A 14,735-nucleotide genomic window follows, 5' to 3' on the forward strand; every position below is an offset into this window, starting at 1 on the left:
TGCATTATGAACAGAAGATAAATATTCGTATAAATTAAGTCTTGGTATCAGCCTAGCTTGAACCTTTTTTCATTTTAGAAATTGGTTTTGCACGAATGGCGTGCGCCTTTTCGAAAGAGGTTGGTTATGAAAAAGGTGATCCTGCTCTCAAGTGCCGCTCTGCTAACCTTTGGCAGCATCGGCTCGGCTCATGCTCAAAGATATTATCGCGGTGATGGTTGGCGTGGCGGCTACTATCATCATGACCGAGGCTGGAGCCGAGGCGGCGCCTTGGCCGCAGGCTTGGTCGGTGGTGCCGTCCTGGGTGGCCTCATCAGCGCAGCTGCTACTCCGGCCTATGGCTATCCTGGCTACGGGTATCCCGCTTACGGATATCCAGCTTATGGCTACCGCTACAGTTACAGCTACCCGGCCTACAGCTATCCAGCTTACAACTATCCAGCCTACGGCTACCGTTACGGCTACAACTACCCCGCCTATGGCTACGGTTACGGGCCTTACGACTACGGCTATGCGGCGCCTGTAACCACGCGGGTGGTCTACGCACCTGCTCCGGCGTACCGAACCCGCGTCGTTTACCGTCAGCCCGCTTATCGCACCCGTGTCGTGTATCGCGAACCTCGCTATCGTATGCGGACCGTCTATCGCCGTGATGGCGAGCGCGCCCGCGTGGTCCGCGCCGTGCGCCGCGGTGATGTAGTCACGACCGGCTCCATCCGCGAGCGCCGCATTATCAGGAGAATGGCTTACTAAAGCCGAAGTACTGTTCTCCAAACGAAAAAACCGCCCCGATGCGGAGGCGGTTTTTTCAATTCTTAAGCTGCCTAGTTCAGAAGCCTTACTTGATCTCGGCACCCGTGAAGTCGCGTTTCAGGCGGGTGCACCATCCTTTATTTCCAGGGGCTTACCGGTTCATGCTGTCGCGCATTTATTCACACAGGGCCATTTTTCTGTGACCCCGGTGTGACCCGGGTTTACGTTTTGACTTCACGAATGCCCTGGATCGATGCCTGCCCGCGCGCTCACCGATGTCGAAATCCGCTCTCTCCGCGCCGCCCCCGGCGAGCGGCTGCTCGTCTACGACGCCAAGGCCCACCGAGACGCCCTGACTGTCGTTGGCTTGGTCGAGCGGTTCATCGAGCGCTACGCCAAGCCGAGACTGCGGTCTTGGAAGGACTATGAGGCATTGCTCCGGCGCGATCTGATCCCAGCACTCGGCGGCCGGCGCGCTGAGGCGGTACACCGGACCGACATCGCCGCCCTACTGGACAAGGTGGCCGCCCGGGCGCCAGTGCTGGCCAACCGGTTGCAGAATGCCATTTCGTCGGTGTTTTCCCGGGCGCGGTCCGAAGGGCTAGTTACCGCCAATCCCGTGAAGGGCCCGTGCAAGCGCACCAAGCAGGTCGCGAAGGAGCGGGTGCTCTCGGACGAGGAGATCCGCATCTTCCGGAAGGTGACGGCGGGTGCGGCTCCCGCGTTCCGGTACACGCTCCGCCTGATCCTCCTGACCGGTCAGCGGCCGGGGAATGCGCCGAAGAGATCGACTTGGCGACAGGCAATGGACAATTCCGGCCCGCGCGGAAAATTTGACCCACCGTCCGGTCGCTGTCCTCCGAGGCGAAATCATCCTTGGGCTGATCGGTCCGACGGCTTGACGCTTTGGGACAGGCTCTTGACCGGATCGGACATTGAGGAGGCAAGCTTCGTAAAATGGCCCCAATCGTCGGCTAAGCCGAATTAGCTTTAGGCAGACCAAGGCGCTGGTTTTGGCTCTGGTTTTCGACGACGCGTTCGATTACGCCGACCGTGCAATTTCGCACCGTGCAGTTTCGCGATACCCATTAGAGTTTGGCTTTTTAGAATTTGGCGAGGCGGCCATGACGATGATCAAAAGCATCGTGCCTCCGTCCACGAGTATTGGCCGAGAGAATTCCACACCAACCCTGCCAACGGTTTTGGCGGGACCCAGGCGGACGCTTCCACCCGGCTACATTCATTTAGGCGTCGCCAAGGAGATCGCCCCGACCCTGCGCGATTTCGGCATCGATCCCGATCCGGTCATTCGTGAGGCGGGGCTCGATCCGAGCCTCTTCGACGATGGAACAAATATCATCCCGCACGCTGCTCTGGGCCGATTGCTCACCCTGAGCGTGGCCCGCACAAACTGTCCCCATTTCGGGCTCCTCGCTGGCAAGCGCGCCACGATCCTGTCGCTCGGCATAGTCGGGCGTCTTATGCAGCATTCGGAGACGGTGGGCGACGCCATGCGCGCCCTCGTCTCCAACCTGAGCATCCAGAACCGGGGCGCCGTCCCATCGCTCACGATCAGCGGCGACACGGCCCTGTTCACCTTCTCGGTTTACCAGCCCGAGGCCGAGAGTGCGGACCAGATTTCGGATGGATCACTCGCCGTTGCGGTCAACGCCCTACGCGCCCTATGCGGATCCGAATGGAGCCCGACCGAGGTGCTCCTGCCTCGCGCCGCCCCAGCGGACCAGGAGCCGTACAGGCGCCATTTCCGGGCCCCGGTGAGGTTCAATCAGGAAAGCGCTTCCATCGTCTTTCCGGCCCAAGGCTTGAATTTGCACGTCGCCGGATCTGATCCCATGGTGCGGGCCCTACTGGAGGAACGGATCCAGCAACTGAAGGGCGCCCAGGGCTCCGAATTCTCGGACGACATCCGGCGGTTGTTGCGCACGCGGCTGACCAGCAACCACTGTTCGGCAGACGACATTGCGCAATTGCTGGCGATGCACCGCCGCACCCTGAGCCGCCGCCTGAAGGATGGTGGCATGGGTTACCGGGCTATTGCCAACGAGATCCGGTTCGAGATTGCCCGGCAACTGCTGACGGACACCCAGGTGCCGCTCGCTCAGATCGCGGCCGCCCTTGGCTATTCGGAGGCCAGCGCCTTCACCCGAGCCTTCCGGCGCTGGTCGGGCCAGACGCCGACAACCTGGAGGGAGGAGGGCCATCGTGGGTGATGCGCCCGGGGCCTAAAATGTCAAGAGATTGTCCCTGTCGGTCAAGCACGGTGCCCCGGCGGGCCTAAAGTGATCCCACGCGCTGTTGATCCAAGAGGGCGAAGCACGGCTGTCTCTGCCGGTTCTCGCCCGAGGATGTCCAGGAGGATCACACAATGAGACGAGGGATCTGTTCGCCACCGGGCGCTGCGCTCACAAAGTCCACGCTGGGCCTTCTCGCCGCCATGGCCATCACGGGTGCGCCCGCGGCATGGGCGGCGGAGGGGGAGGCGCAGACCATTCTGAAGGCCATGGCCGACTACGTCAGCCGCCAGGAAAACCTGTCGCTGAAGTACGATGCTGATGTTGAGGTGGTGACCCCGGCCGTCGAGAAGATCCAGTTCAGTGCGTCGGGCGAGGTCACCTTGAGCCGCCCGAACAAGTTCCGGGTCAGCCGAGCCGGCGGCTACGCCGATGTCGAGCTCATCTCAGATGGTTCCAACGTGACGATCCATGACCGCGGCGGCAACCGGTTCGCCCAGGTTCCGGCCGCCGGCTCCTTCGACGAGGTCGTCGACCGGCTCCGGGCCGAGGCCCCGGTCGAGCTTCCGGGCACCGATCTCCTGCTGTCGAAGCCCTACGAGGAACTGATGGCAGGGGTGCTGGAGGCCAAGCACATCGGCCGCGGTGTCGTTGAGGGCGTCGAGTGCGAGCATCTCGCTTTCCGCAATCTCGACACTGACTGGCAGATCTGGGTCGAGGTCGGCGAGCGGCCGGTACCGCGCAAATACGTCATCACGAGCAAGGCGGTTGGCGCCGCGCCCCAGTACACGTTGCGGCTCAGGGACTGGAAAACCGGCGTCAATCCGGCGCCGGACGCATTCGCCTTCAAGCCGCCGGAAGGCTCCAGCGGCGTCGCGATCACTGTGCTCAAGGACATCGATGAAATTCCAGCGGGTGTCGTCCCCGGAGGTGCCAAATGACCACCCCCAAGCCAATACGTCTCGCGGCGGTCGCGCTGTTGGCCGGCGGCTCTGCTCTGCTCTGCAGCGGTGGCGGATCCCTGCTATCCGGCTCGTTCATCAGCCAGGCGGAGGCGAGAGTCGGACGGCCGGCAACGCCCCTGAGCTACGCCGGCGTAGCTCGGCGCACCACCCGTAGAAGTGTCGCCTACGGGGCGGCCGCCGGAGCCGCGGTAGCCGCTGGGACGTACTATTATGCCGCTCCAGGTTGCCAGCAGGTTGTGAACTCCTACGGCCAGATCGTCTACCGCTGTCCCTAGCCGACTCTGATTGGAGCGGACCGTGAGTGCGAGATGTCCCCAGGCGTTGGCCGGTGCCCTGTGCGGGCTGGTGCTCCTGTTCTCTGTTCAGGTCAGGGGAGGTCCAGCCTGGGCCCAGACGACTCCGGCTCCGACCGCTCCCCCGCCCCAGATTCAAGAGCTTTTGCGGCTCCTGAACGATCCCGCCACCCGGACATGGATTGACCAGCAGAGGCAGACGGCGGCGCCCCCAAACGATGCCACGCCACAACAGCCGCAGGCCATGACCTCCGAGGTGCTGGCGGCGCGTATCGTGGCCTTTCGAGCGCATGTGGCTGCGCTGGCGGCGGCGCTGCCTCGTCTGCCGCATGAGTTCCAGCGGGCCGGCGCTCTACTGTCGCAGGAGCTTCAGAGCCGATCCCTCTTTGGCGTCGTTCTCCTCGTGTTCGGCTTCCTCGGCCTAGGCGCTGGGGCCGAGTGGATCTTCAGGAGGGCTACGGCATCCGTGCGCGGGCAGATCATTTCCCGCCCGGTTGAGACAGCGATCGAGCGCGTGCGGATGACTGGCATGCGCTTGGCGTTTGGCCTGGCTCATGTGGCAATCTTCGGGCTGGGGAGCATCGGGGCGTTTCTCGTCTTTGACTGGCCGCCCTTGCTCAGGCGGATTGTGCTCGCCTATCTGTTCGCAGCGCTCCTGCTACGGTTCGCCCTTTTGGGTGGCCGGATTCTGCTCTCGCCGCAGCCGGTGGGCCGCCACGATCCTGAAGCCATCCGCGTCATTCCCATGACCAATGAGGCAGCGCGGTTCTGGTACCGCCGCATGGTGCTGTTCGTCGGCTGGCTCGCGTTCGGTTGGGCGACCGTAGAATTCGTGCATACTCTTGGGTTCTCGCCCGAGGGCCGCGAGGTGATCGCATCCATCCTTGGGATCGGCCTGCTGGCGCTGGCAGTCGAGGCTGTCTGGAGATGGCCCACTTCAGCCGTGCTTGCGCCGGAGGCATCGGAACGTCCTCGTCACCATATCCTCGGAGCTTGGCTGCTGTCGCTCTACCTCGTCCTGCTGTGGGGATTGTGGGTCGCGGGCCTGATGGGGCTGTTCTGGCTACTGGTCGTGGCCGTCGTGTTGCCTCAGGCCGTGACGATCACCCGGCAGGCCGCCCGTCATCTGCTGCGGCCTCCGCATGAGGCGCGGGCGCCGTCCGATCACGATCTAGCCGCCGTTTACCTGGATCGGGGCGTGCGGGTCCTTCTGATGATCGGCGCTGCCCTGTTCCTCGCCTGGGTTTGGGGTATCGACCTAGTTGAGCTGACAAGTCGAGACACGGTCATGACCCGGCTGGTGCGGGGCGCGCTGAGCAGCATTGTCATCCTGCTCGTTGCGGACCTCATCTGGCAGGTGGTGAAGACGCATATCGACCGGCGGCTCTCGCGAATGCAGGCCGAGGCTCCTCCGGGCAGCGAGGCCGCTCTGAGCCAAGCGCGCCTCCGGACCTTGCTGCCGATGTTCCGGATGGCCGCGTTCATCGCGGTGGCCTCGGTGGCCGTCCTGATGGCCCTCTCGTCGCTGGGGGTGGAGATTGGTCCTCTGATCGCGGGCGCGGGTATTTTTGGTGTCGCCATCGGGTTCGGGTCGCAGACCCTAGTGAGAGACATCATCAGCGGGATCTTCTACCTGCTCGATGATGCGTTCCGCGTAGGCGAGTACATCCAGAGCGGCTCCTACAAGGGCACCGTCGAGTCGCTTGGTTTCCGCTCCGTGAAGCTGCGGCACCATCGCGGCCCCATCTTCACGATCCCGTACGGGCAGCTCGGGGCGGTCGAGAACATGAGCCGCGACTGGGTCATCGACAAGATGACCATCAACGTCATCTACGACACCGATCTCGACCAGGCGAAGAAGGTCATCAAGCAGGTGGGCAAAGAACTGGCGGCGGATCCTGAGTTCGCGCCCAACATCATCGAGCCGCTCAAGATGCAGGGCGTGGAGCAGTTCGGCGACTTCGCCATCCAGCTGCGCATGAAGATGATGACGCGTCCGGGCGAGCAATTTGTGATCCGGCGCAAGGCCTACGCCATGCTCAAGAAGGCCTTTGACGAGAACGGCATCAGGTTCGCATTTCCCACCGTGCAGGTGGCGGGCCGCGATGAGGCCGAGCCGGCCGCCGCCCGACAGGTCCTCACCCTCGTCAAAGGCAAGCCACCCGAGGAGGGCGGCTAAGCCGGCAACCCGCTTGGGTTCCCAAGTCTTGGGTTCCTAAGTGTCAAGAGGAAGTCTCAAGCGGGTCAAGCAGGCGGATGGAGAGGGGCTAGAATGAGGCCGGTCCGGCAGCGGTCAGGGCTGCCAGAAAGGGGAGCGGAGCAATGGAGATGCCATCCACCCGTAGGGCCGACGAGCCGCGGTCAAGCCATGATTTCGGACCCCTTACCGAGGATCTCCGCCGGGTGCTTCGGACCGAGCTGCTCAGGGAAACCTGCTCCGCCGCCGCGATTGCCCGCCTCTTCTCGATGCACCGCCGCACCTTGAACCGGCACCTGCGCACGGAGGGCCTCGCGTTTCGGCAGCTGACCAACGAGATCCGCTTCGAGATCGCATGCGAGCTGCTGGAAAATACCGACATGGCGCTGAGCCAGGTCGCGGCGGCCCTGAAGTACTCCGAGCCGAGTGCCTTCACCCGTGCCTTCCGGCGCTGGTCTGGACGGACCCCGTCGGAGTGGCGCAGTGCTCACCCCCATACCAGGAAGTCGCGGCGGCCCCGCAAACCGCGTCGCCTCCGTGCGGAGCCCGGTGGCCGCTCAGGTCGGTCGAATAAACCTTCCTGACCTGGTCATCCTGCGGGCAGCAGGAAGTAGGCCGTGACGCTCCTCCAGGAGCCGGGACCTGATCCCGCCCATTTCCCGCCAGGTAGTCCAAAACTGTCAATGCGATGGCCCAAGGGGTCAAGCAGCCGGATTGGACGGGGCCATACTCGCCTCTACAGACAAGCCGGGCGGCTGTGGATCGAGGCTCGAGCCTCGCTTCTGCAGATCTCCTCTGGCACCCGGCAGCCAATGGCGACAGCCCATCGCGTGCACAGTGGGGAGGCAATCATGACGATTGCGGTTACAGCCCAGGACGCGTCTCAGAAGGATCAGCGGCGGCACGACAAGTACGACCGGCTCGTGACCGCCGCGCAGTCCGTCCCGAAACTGAAGGTTGCCGTGGCGCACCCGTGCGATCCTGCCTCGTTAAGCGCGGTGTTCGAGGCGGCCGGGCTCGACCTGATCGAGCCGATCCTGGTCGGGCCGAAGGCCAAGATTACGGCCGCCGCGGAGGCGCTCGGCAAGAATGTCTCTCAGATGCGCATCGTCGAGACCCCGCACAGCCACGCGGCAGCCGAAAAGGCCGTGGAACTCGTCAAAGCCGGCGAAGCCGAGGCGCTGATGAAGGGGAGCCTACACACGGACGAGCTCATGGGCGCCGTGGTCCGCCGCGAGGGTGGGCTGCGAACAGCCCGCCGGATCAGCCACTGCTTCGTCATGGACGTTCCCGGCCACGACACCGCGCTCATCATCACCGATGCCGCCGTCAACATCGCGCCGACGCTGGAGGACAAGATCCACATCGTCCAGAACGCCATCGACCTTGCCCGGGCGATGCGGGTCGATCCGGTACGGGTGGCCATCCTCTCGGCGATGGAGACCGTCAACCCGAAGGTGCCCTCGACCATCGAGGCCGCGGCTTTGTGCAAGATGGCCGACCGCGGCCAGATCACGGGCGGCATCCTCGACGGTCCGCTGGCCCTCGACAATGCCATCGATCTCGGTGCCGCGAGGATCAAGAAGATCCAGTCTCCGGTGGCCGGACAGGCGAACGTGCTCGTGGTCCCGGATCTGGAGGCCGGCAACATGCTGGCAAAGAGCCTGACCTTCCTGGCCGACGCGGATGCTGCCGGCATCGTGCTCGGGGCTCGCGTGCCGATTGTCCTCACGAGCCGCGCCGACTCGACAATCACCCGGCTGGCGTCCTGCGCCGTGGCCTCGCTCGTCGCCGACGCGCAGCGCAAGCAGCTTTCCATCCCGGAGGTCTGAGCCATGACCCCGGTCCTCATCGTCCTCAATGCAGGATCATCGAGCCTCAAGTTCCAGGTTTTCGACATGCTGGACGGCGCGGAGCCGAGACTCGTCTGGAAAGGTCTCTACGAAGGGCTGGGGGGATCAGCGCATTTCCTCGTCAAGGACACGGGCGGCGCAATTCTCGAAGAAATGACGTGGGGCTCCGGCGACCGGTTCGGGCACGAGGAGGCGTTAATGCACCTCGTTTCGTGGTTGAGCCAGTTTCGGGAGGAGCGGAAGCCCGTGGCCATCGGGCATCGGGTCGTCCATGGCGGCGAGGGCTTTTCCGGCCCTGTGCTGATCGACGAAGCCGTCATTCAGAGACTTGAGGCGCTGGTGCCGCTCGCGCCGTTGCACCAGCCCCACAACCTGGAGCCGATCCGGATTGTCCGCCGCCGCCTTTCGGGGATGCCGCAGGTCGCCTGCTTCGACACCGCCTTCCACCAGACACAATCAGACCTTGCGAGCCTGTTCGCCCTGCCGCGCGAGATGCGCGAGCGTGGCGTGCGGCGCTACGGCTTCCATGGCCTCTCCTACGATTACGTCTCGTCCGTGCTCAAGGACTACGATCCACGCCTTGCCGAGGGCAGGGTGGTCGTCGCCCATCTTGGTAACGGCGCGAGCCTGTGTGCCCTAAAAGGCGGCGTCAGCGTTGCGACGACCATGGGCTTCTCCGCCCTCGATGGCCTCCCGATGGGAACGCGCTGCGGCGCCATCGATGCCGGCGTCGTCTTCTTCATGCTCCGGGAAATGAAGCTCACGCCGGATGAGGCCGAGCGCGTGCTCTACACCAAGTCCGGACTGCTTGGAGTTTCCGGCATCTCGAATGACATGCGGGTGCTGCGGTCGAAGGCAGCGACCAATGCTGACGCCAAGCGCGCCATCGACCTGTTCGTCTACCGCATCACGCGTGAAATCGGGTCGCTCGTCGCGGCGCTGGGAGGCATCGACGGGCTCGTCTTCACGGCCGGCATCGGTGAGAACGATGTGGCGACCCGCGCTGAGGTGATGGCCGGCCTCGCCTGGGCAGGACTCACGCTTGATGAGGTGGCCAACCGCACCGGCGGCCCGCGTATCTCTTCCGGATCGGGGCTCACGGCGTGGGTCATTCCCACCAACGAGGAACTCGTGATCGCCCGGCAGACGCGCAGCATGCTCGGCGCGATGCAGGCCAAACTCGCATCCTGAACAGGGAGGTTGTTGTCATGGAAACGCTGAAGACCAGGCCGGACGAGAAGTCCCAGCAGGAGCTTGCGGACGAGACGTTCATGTCGGCCGCCGATCTGCGGACCTACATGACCGAGATGCAGATGGCGAAAGCCAGCAAATCGGTCGAGGGCATGGATCGGGCCGAGAAGGCACGCCAGGATCTGATCAAACGGATGGCCGAGCCCATCGATCTGACTCCTGAGCGCCTGAAGGAGATCTTGCAGCCGCTGAAGTCGAAGCTGCGGGCTGCGGCGGAGCGCGGACAAACCGAGTTGATGGTCATGCGCTTCCCCAACGCACTGTGCACCGACCATGGCCGCGCGATCAACAATTCGGATCCCGCCTGGCCCGACACTCTCACCGGGCGCCCGCGTCAGGCCTACGAGTTATGGCGTGACCAGCTGAAGAATGCTGGCTTCAAGCTGAGTGCGATGATCATCGAGTGGCCGGGCGGATTGCCGGGCGACGTCGGCTTCTTCCTCAAGTGGGGCGACACCAAGCAGTAATCCCAACCTTTCATGGGGCATGACTCCGATGCCACGAAACGAACCGACGACCGCAATGAACCAGCACAGCCTGGATACGAGGCTGACCGAACTCGGCCGCGTGCAGACGAAGGTCACGGAGGTCTACCAGGAGCGGTGCACCAAGGCCGTGCAGCGCTACCTCGATGCCGTGAAGGCCGCAAGTGAGCCAATGCGGAATGGACATTCCCGTTCGGCGTCGCCTCTCGACCTCTGGCGCGATGCCAGTTCCTATTGGCTCGATTTCACGCAGCGCTCGATCCTGTTCTGGGACACGCTGCGCCAGCGCGGCAACAACTGGGTCGAACACGAGAAGGCCGGCAAGCCGCCGCTGTTGGCCTTTGATTGGGAGCTGATCGCGGACGCCCGCACGTTCGAGCGGCCCGTGAACTATACCCTCGTCCAGATCACACCACCGGATGGCATCAAGACCGACCCGGCGCATCGCCCCTTCGTCGTCATCGACCCGCGCGCTGGCCACGGCCCCGGCATCGGCGGATTCAAGCAGGACTCGCAGGTCGGGGTGGCGCTCAAGGCGGGGCACCCGGTCTATTTCGTTATCTTCTTTCCGGAGCCGATGCCCGGACAAACGCTGGCGGACGTCTCGCGCGCCGAGGCCGAGTTCCTCCGCATCGTCGGCGAGCGCCATCCGAAGACGCGCAAGCCCGTCCTGTTCGGCAACTGCCAGGGCGGCTGGGCCTCCATGCTGGTCGGCGCCGTCGAACCGGATCTCGTCGGTCCTATCGTCATTAACGGAGCGCCGATGTCGTATTGGGCCGGCAACGACGGCGAGAACCCGATGCGCTATGCCGGCGGCATTCTCGGCGGCACCTGGCCCGCGCTCTTTGCAAGTGATCTTGGGGCGGGCAAGTTCGACGGGGCCTATCTCGTCGAGAACTTCGAGTACCTCAATCCCGCCAACACCTATTTCGACAAGTACTACACGCTCTTCTCGAAGATCGACACCGAGCCGGAGCGCTTTCTGGAGTTCGAGCGCTGGTGGGGAGGGTTCTTCCTGATGAACCGGGAGGAAATCAGGTGGATCGTCGAGAACCTGTTCGTTGGCAATAATCTGGCCGACGGCGACGCCGAGTGGTCCGCGGGCCGCGCCTTCGACCTGCGGGCGATCAAATCCCCGATCATCCTGTTCGCATCGCTTGGCGACAACATCACGCCGCCGCAGCAGGCCTTCAACTGGGTGGCCGACCTTTATCCGACTACCGAAGCCCTGAAGGCGAACGGGCAGGTGATCGTCGGCCTGATGCACAAGAGCGTCGGTCATCTCGGCATCTTCGTCTCAGGTGCTGTCGCCAAGCGTGAGTACACCCAGATCGTCGACCTGATCGACTACATCGAGCATCTACCGCCGGGGCTCTACGGCATGCAGGTCGAAGAGCAGAAGGCGAATGGCAGCGTTCGCTATGACGTGCTGTTGACCGAGCGACGGATCGAGGACCTGCAGGTTCTGCAGAAATACGGCCGCAAGGATGAGATGCCGTTCAGGACGGTCGAGAAGACCTCGGAGGCTCTTGCTTCCGCCTACGAGACCTTCGTGCATCCCTTCGTAGCGCCGATGGTCACCCCGGCCGCAGCAGGACTCGCCAGGGCATTCAATCCCCAGCGGGCTCAGCGCTGGGCGGTGTCGGACCTCAACCCCTTCCTCTGGCCGCTCAAGGGCATGGCCGACTTGGCGAGGGCGAACCGGGTGCCGCGCGACAGCGACGGCCCGATGGCAATGATGGAGCGCTGGACCGCCGCTGTGACCTCCGCCTCGTGGGACCTCTATCGCGACCTGCGCGATGCGACGATAGAGAACACGTTCTTCCGCACCTACGGTCAGGCTGGCATCGGCATGGCCGCGGAGGAAAGGGAGGCCGTTACGGAGGAGCCCATCGATATGCGGCATGCTCCGCTGGTCAAGGAGGCGCTGGCGCATATCGAGGAGGGCGACCGGACAAAGGCCATCGTCCGGGCGGCGCTCCTGCTGATGAAGGCCGGCACAGGCCGGCGCAGGCTCTCGACCATAAAGCGGGCGCGCGAGCTCGTCGGACAGGAGATCGGCCTACTCGAAATGCCGACGGAGGCCGCCCGGGAGATCATCCGCGAGCAGTCCTACATCGTCGACTTCGAACCGGTGAAGGCGCTCACCGCGCTTCCGAAGCTCCTGCGAACTTCCGCGGACCGGCGCAGGCTGCTCGATCTGCTCGACCGTGTAGAGGGCGGGATCGAGGCCAACGAAAAGCAGATGATTCTATTGGGCGAGATCCGGCGCCTCCTCGAGGAAGAGGACAAAGGCGGCAAGGCGAAAGCCGAACCGATTACCGTGACGCTGGCGGAGAACCCGGACGACCTCCGTCCTGAACAGGTGGCCAAGCAGGGATCCGCCCGTCACGCACGCGACAACCGACGCACGAGGGCAGGCTCATGAACGATCAACCGACCGAACTGACCAAAATCGCCCTCCAATCGAAGATCCTGCACGGCAAGCGCGCCTTGGTCATCGGCATCGCCAACGAGCATTCGATTGCCTATGGCTGCGCCCGGGTCTTCCGCGATCTCGGAGCCGACTTGGCGGTCACCTACCTGAACGAGAAGGCTCGGCCTTACGTCGAGCCGCTCGCCAAAGAGCTCGGGGCCTCGATCTTCGTGCCCTGCGACGTGGCTCAGGGCGGCCAGCTTGAGGCTGTCTTCGAACAGATCCGCGGGACCTGGGGCAGCCTCGACATCGCGCTCCATTCCATCGCATTCGCGCCGAAGGAGGACCTGCAGGGGCGGCTCGTCGACAGTTCCGGCGAGGGTTTCAAGGTGGCGATGGACATCTCCTGCCATTCGTTTATTCGCATGGCGCGACTCGCCGAGCCCTTGATGCTCGAGGGCGGGACGCTCCTGGCGATGAGCTATCACGGCGCCAACAAGGTGGTCCCGAACTACAACCTGATGGGGCCGGTGAAGGCAGCGCTGGAGAGCGCCGTTCGGTATCTCGCCTACGAGCTGGGCGACAAACACATCCGGGTGCATGCCGTCTCGCCCGGTCCCCTGAAAACCCGGGCGGCTTCCGGCCTGAAGGACTTCGACATCCTTCTCACCGAGGCCATCGAGCGGGCGCCCATCGGCGAGTTGGTCGACATCGACGATGTCGGCCTCACGGCCGCCTACCTGACGACGCCCTTCGCCCGGCGGCTCACCGGGACGACCACCTATGTCGACGGTGGGCTCAGCATCATGGCATGACGCTTGAACATGCGAACAAGAGAAGGTCCAGATGACTTCCATTCCCCTGTCGTTGAGCAGACTCACCGCTCTTGCGGTTCCAGCACTCCTTTGGGTCGGAACCGCCGTGGCCCAAGCGCCGAAACAGCAGTCTTCGCCTGATAGGGTCAAGCTCCGGCAGCCGACCCAGTCGTCCGTTCAGCAGCGGGAAGGCCTGCAGGCGGGTGCGGACAAAAGCAGGTCGGAGGCCGACAGAAAGGTCCGCGAGATGGACCGCCGCCTGAACCGTACCCTGCGCAGCGTCTGCAGCGGGTGTTAGCGGCAGACCGACCAGGAGGAAACCGTGCGTCCTGTGGATCCACGTGATGGCATGCACACCTGGGAGCAATCCGCGTCCCAGGAGGCGTCCTACGTCGAGAAGACGCTCGGTCTCGTCCTGCTCCTGGTTCTGGCCGTCGGTTGCATCCTTGTTCTCAAGCCGTTTCTGACGGCCATCCTCCTCGCCGTCATCCTCTGCGTGTCGACATGGCGAATGTTCCGGCGGGTCGAATACCTGCTCGGCGGGCGGCAGACGCCCGCGGCCATGCTCATGACCCTAATGACCGTCGGCCTGCTCGTGCTCCCGCTTCTGGCGCTGGGCGCGAACTTGGCAGACGATGTCGCCAGGCTCGCCGCGGCTGTCCGCACCGCCATCGATCAGGGCCTGCCGCCGCCCGGCTGGCTCGAACGCGTGCCCCTGATCGGGCAGGAGGCGGAACGGGTGTGGATCCAGGTATCGCAGCAGGGCGCCGAACTCGGGCCGACGCTCGCGCCCTACGTGCGGCCGCTGCGCGAGTGGGCGTTGCAGCAGGGAACCTCGCTTCTCTCGGGCACGCTCCAGGTCGTTTTCGGCATCGTCCTGGCCTTCTTTCTCTACCGCGACGGCGCTTATGTCGAGACCCGTCTTGAATGGGCAATGTCCCGGCTGGGTGGCTGGCGGGCGCAGCGCGTGCTGCGGACTGCCGGAATGACCATTGTCAGCGTGGTCAACGGGGTTCTCGGCACGGCCCTCATCCAGGGCATTCTTCTGGGCGTCAGCTTCTGGCTGGCCGGTGTTCCGGGTGCCATCGTGCTCGGCGCCGTAGGCGTCGTCCTCGCCCTGCTGCCGATGGGTCTCCTGCTGCTGTGGCTGCCGGCGGGCCTCTGGCTGATGTCCGATGACCGCACGGGATGGGCCATCTTCTTGATGATCTGGAATGGCCTCTTCGTCGGCAGCCTCGACAACGTCCTGCGTCCGTACCTGATCAGCCGCGGCGTCAGGATGCCGATGATACTGATCTTTCTGGGCGTGCTCGGCGGCCTCGTGGCGTTCGGGATAGTCGGGATCTTCCTCGGCCCGGTCCTGCTCGCGGTCGCTCACACTCTGTTCCAGGATTGGGGGCGAACCAGCGAGGCCGCGCCCGGACCCGCCTAACAACCACAAAGGGGAGGGAACCC

13 protein-coding genes are annotated in these 14,735 nt (G+C 64.1%); all 13 read left to right on the top strand.

Features of this window, described 5'->3' with window-relative positions; all coding sequences use genetic code 11:
• The first annotated feature begins 126 nt into the window (after window positions 1-126).
• The 13 genes from ACUXUR_RS01185 (at window position 127) to ACUXUR_RS01245 (ending at window position 14,712) form a co-directional block, all read left to right on the top strand.
• On the top strand, window positions 127-753 hold the full coding sequence (locus ACUXUR_RS01185) for a hypothetical protein (RefSeq protein ID WP_445500501.1): 627 nt from the start codon (window positions 127-129) through the stop codon (window positions 751-753).
• A 253-nt stretch (window positions 754-1,006) separates the two neighbouring features.
• Window positions 1,007-1,741: a phage integrase central domain-containing protein gene (locus ACUXUR_RS01190; RefSeq protein ID WP_445500502.1), complete on the top strand. Its 735-nt coding sequence runs from the start codon at window positions 1,007-1,009 to the stop codon at window positions 1,739-1,741.
• Window positions 1,742-1,877: 136 nt separating this feature from the next.
• Entirely contained in the window at window positions 1,878-2,984 is a 1,107-nt protein-coding gene (locus tag ACUXUR_RS01195; protein ID WP_445500503.1) for an AraC family transcriptional regulator, read from the top strand.
• Between the two features lie 155 nt (window positions 2,985-3,139).
• Entirely contained in the window at window positions 3,140-3,946 is an 807-nt protein-coding gene (locus ACUXUR_RS01200; protein WP_445500504.1) for a DUF2092 domain-containing protein, read from the top strand.
• Complete coding sequence (locus ACUXUR_RS01205) at window positions 3,943-4,245, top strand: hypothetical protein (RefSeq protein WP_445500505.1); 303 nt, start codon at window positions 3,943-3,945, stop codon at window positions 4,243-4,245. The genes ACUXUR_RS01200 and ACUXUR_RS01205 overlap by 4 nt, the downstream gene beginning before the upstream one ends.
• Window positions 4,246-4,267: 22 nt before the next feature.
• Window positions 4,268-6,442 carry a mechanosensitive ion channel domain-containing protein gene (locus ACUXUR_RS01210; RefSeq protein WP_445500506.1) on the top strand — a complete coding sequence of 725 codons (2,175 nt, stop codon included), beginning with the start codon at window positions 4,268-4,270 and terminating at the stop codon, window positions 6,440-6,442.
• A gap of 149 nt (window positions 6,443-6,591) precedes the next feature.
• Window positions 6,592-7,044, top strand: coding sequence for a helix-turn-helix domain-containing protein (locus tag ACUXUR_RS01215; RefSeq protein WP_445500507.1), 453 nt, complete (start codon window positions 6,592-6,594; stop codon window positions 7,042-7,044).
• 267 nt (window positions 7,045-7,311) lie between these two features.
• Window positions 7,312-8,292, top strand: a complete 981-nt coding sequence (locus tag ACUXUR_RS01220) for a phosphate acetyltransferase (RefSeq protein WP_445500508.1) — start codon at window positions 7,312-7,314, stop codon at window positions 8,290-8,292.
• 3 nt (window positions 8,293-8,295) lie between these two features.
• The gene (locus tag ACUXUR_RS01225; RefSeq protein ID WP_445500509.1) at window positions 8,296-9,504 is read left to right on the top strand and encodes an acetate/propionate family kinase; all 1,209 of its coding nucleotides are present in this window, start codon (window positions 8,296-8,298) and stop codon (window positions 9,502-9,504) included.
• 17 nt (window positions 9,505-9,521) lie between these two features.
• A complete protein-coding gene (locus ACUXUR_RS01230) occupies window positions 9,522-10,031 on the top strand; it encodes a hypothetical protein (protein WP_445500510.1) in 510 nt (169 codons plus the stop codon).
• Window positions 10,032-10,086: 55 nt separating this feature from the next.
• Window positions 10,087-12,477, top strand: a complete 2,391-nt coding sequence (locus ACUXUR_RS01235) for a DUF3141 domain-containing protein (RefSeq protein WP_445500511.1) — start codon at window positions 10,087-10,089, stop codon at window positions 12,475-12,477.
• Window positions 12,474-13,280 (top strand): enoyl-ACP reductase FabI, encoded by an 807-nt coding sequence (fabI, locus tag ACUXUR_RS01240; RefSeq protein ID WP_445500512.1) that lies wholly within the window; start codon window positions 12,474-12,476, stop codon window positions 13,278-13,280. Before ACUXUR_RS01235 ends, fabI begins: the two co-directional genes overlap by 4 nt.
• 322 nt (window positions 13,281-13,602) lie before the next feature.
• Window positions 13,603-14,712 carry an AI-2E family transporter gene (locus ACUXUR_RS01245; RefSeq protein ID WP_445500513.1) on the top strand — a complete coding sequence of 370 codons (1,110 nt, stop codon included), beginning with the start codon at window positions 13,603-13,605 and terminating at the stop codon, window positions 14,710-14,712.
• Window positions 14,713-14,735: the final 23 nt, after the last annotated feature.

The organism is Microvirga medicaginis (genome assembly GCF_052658925.1).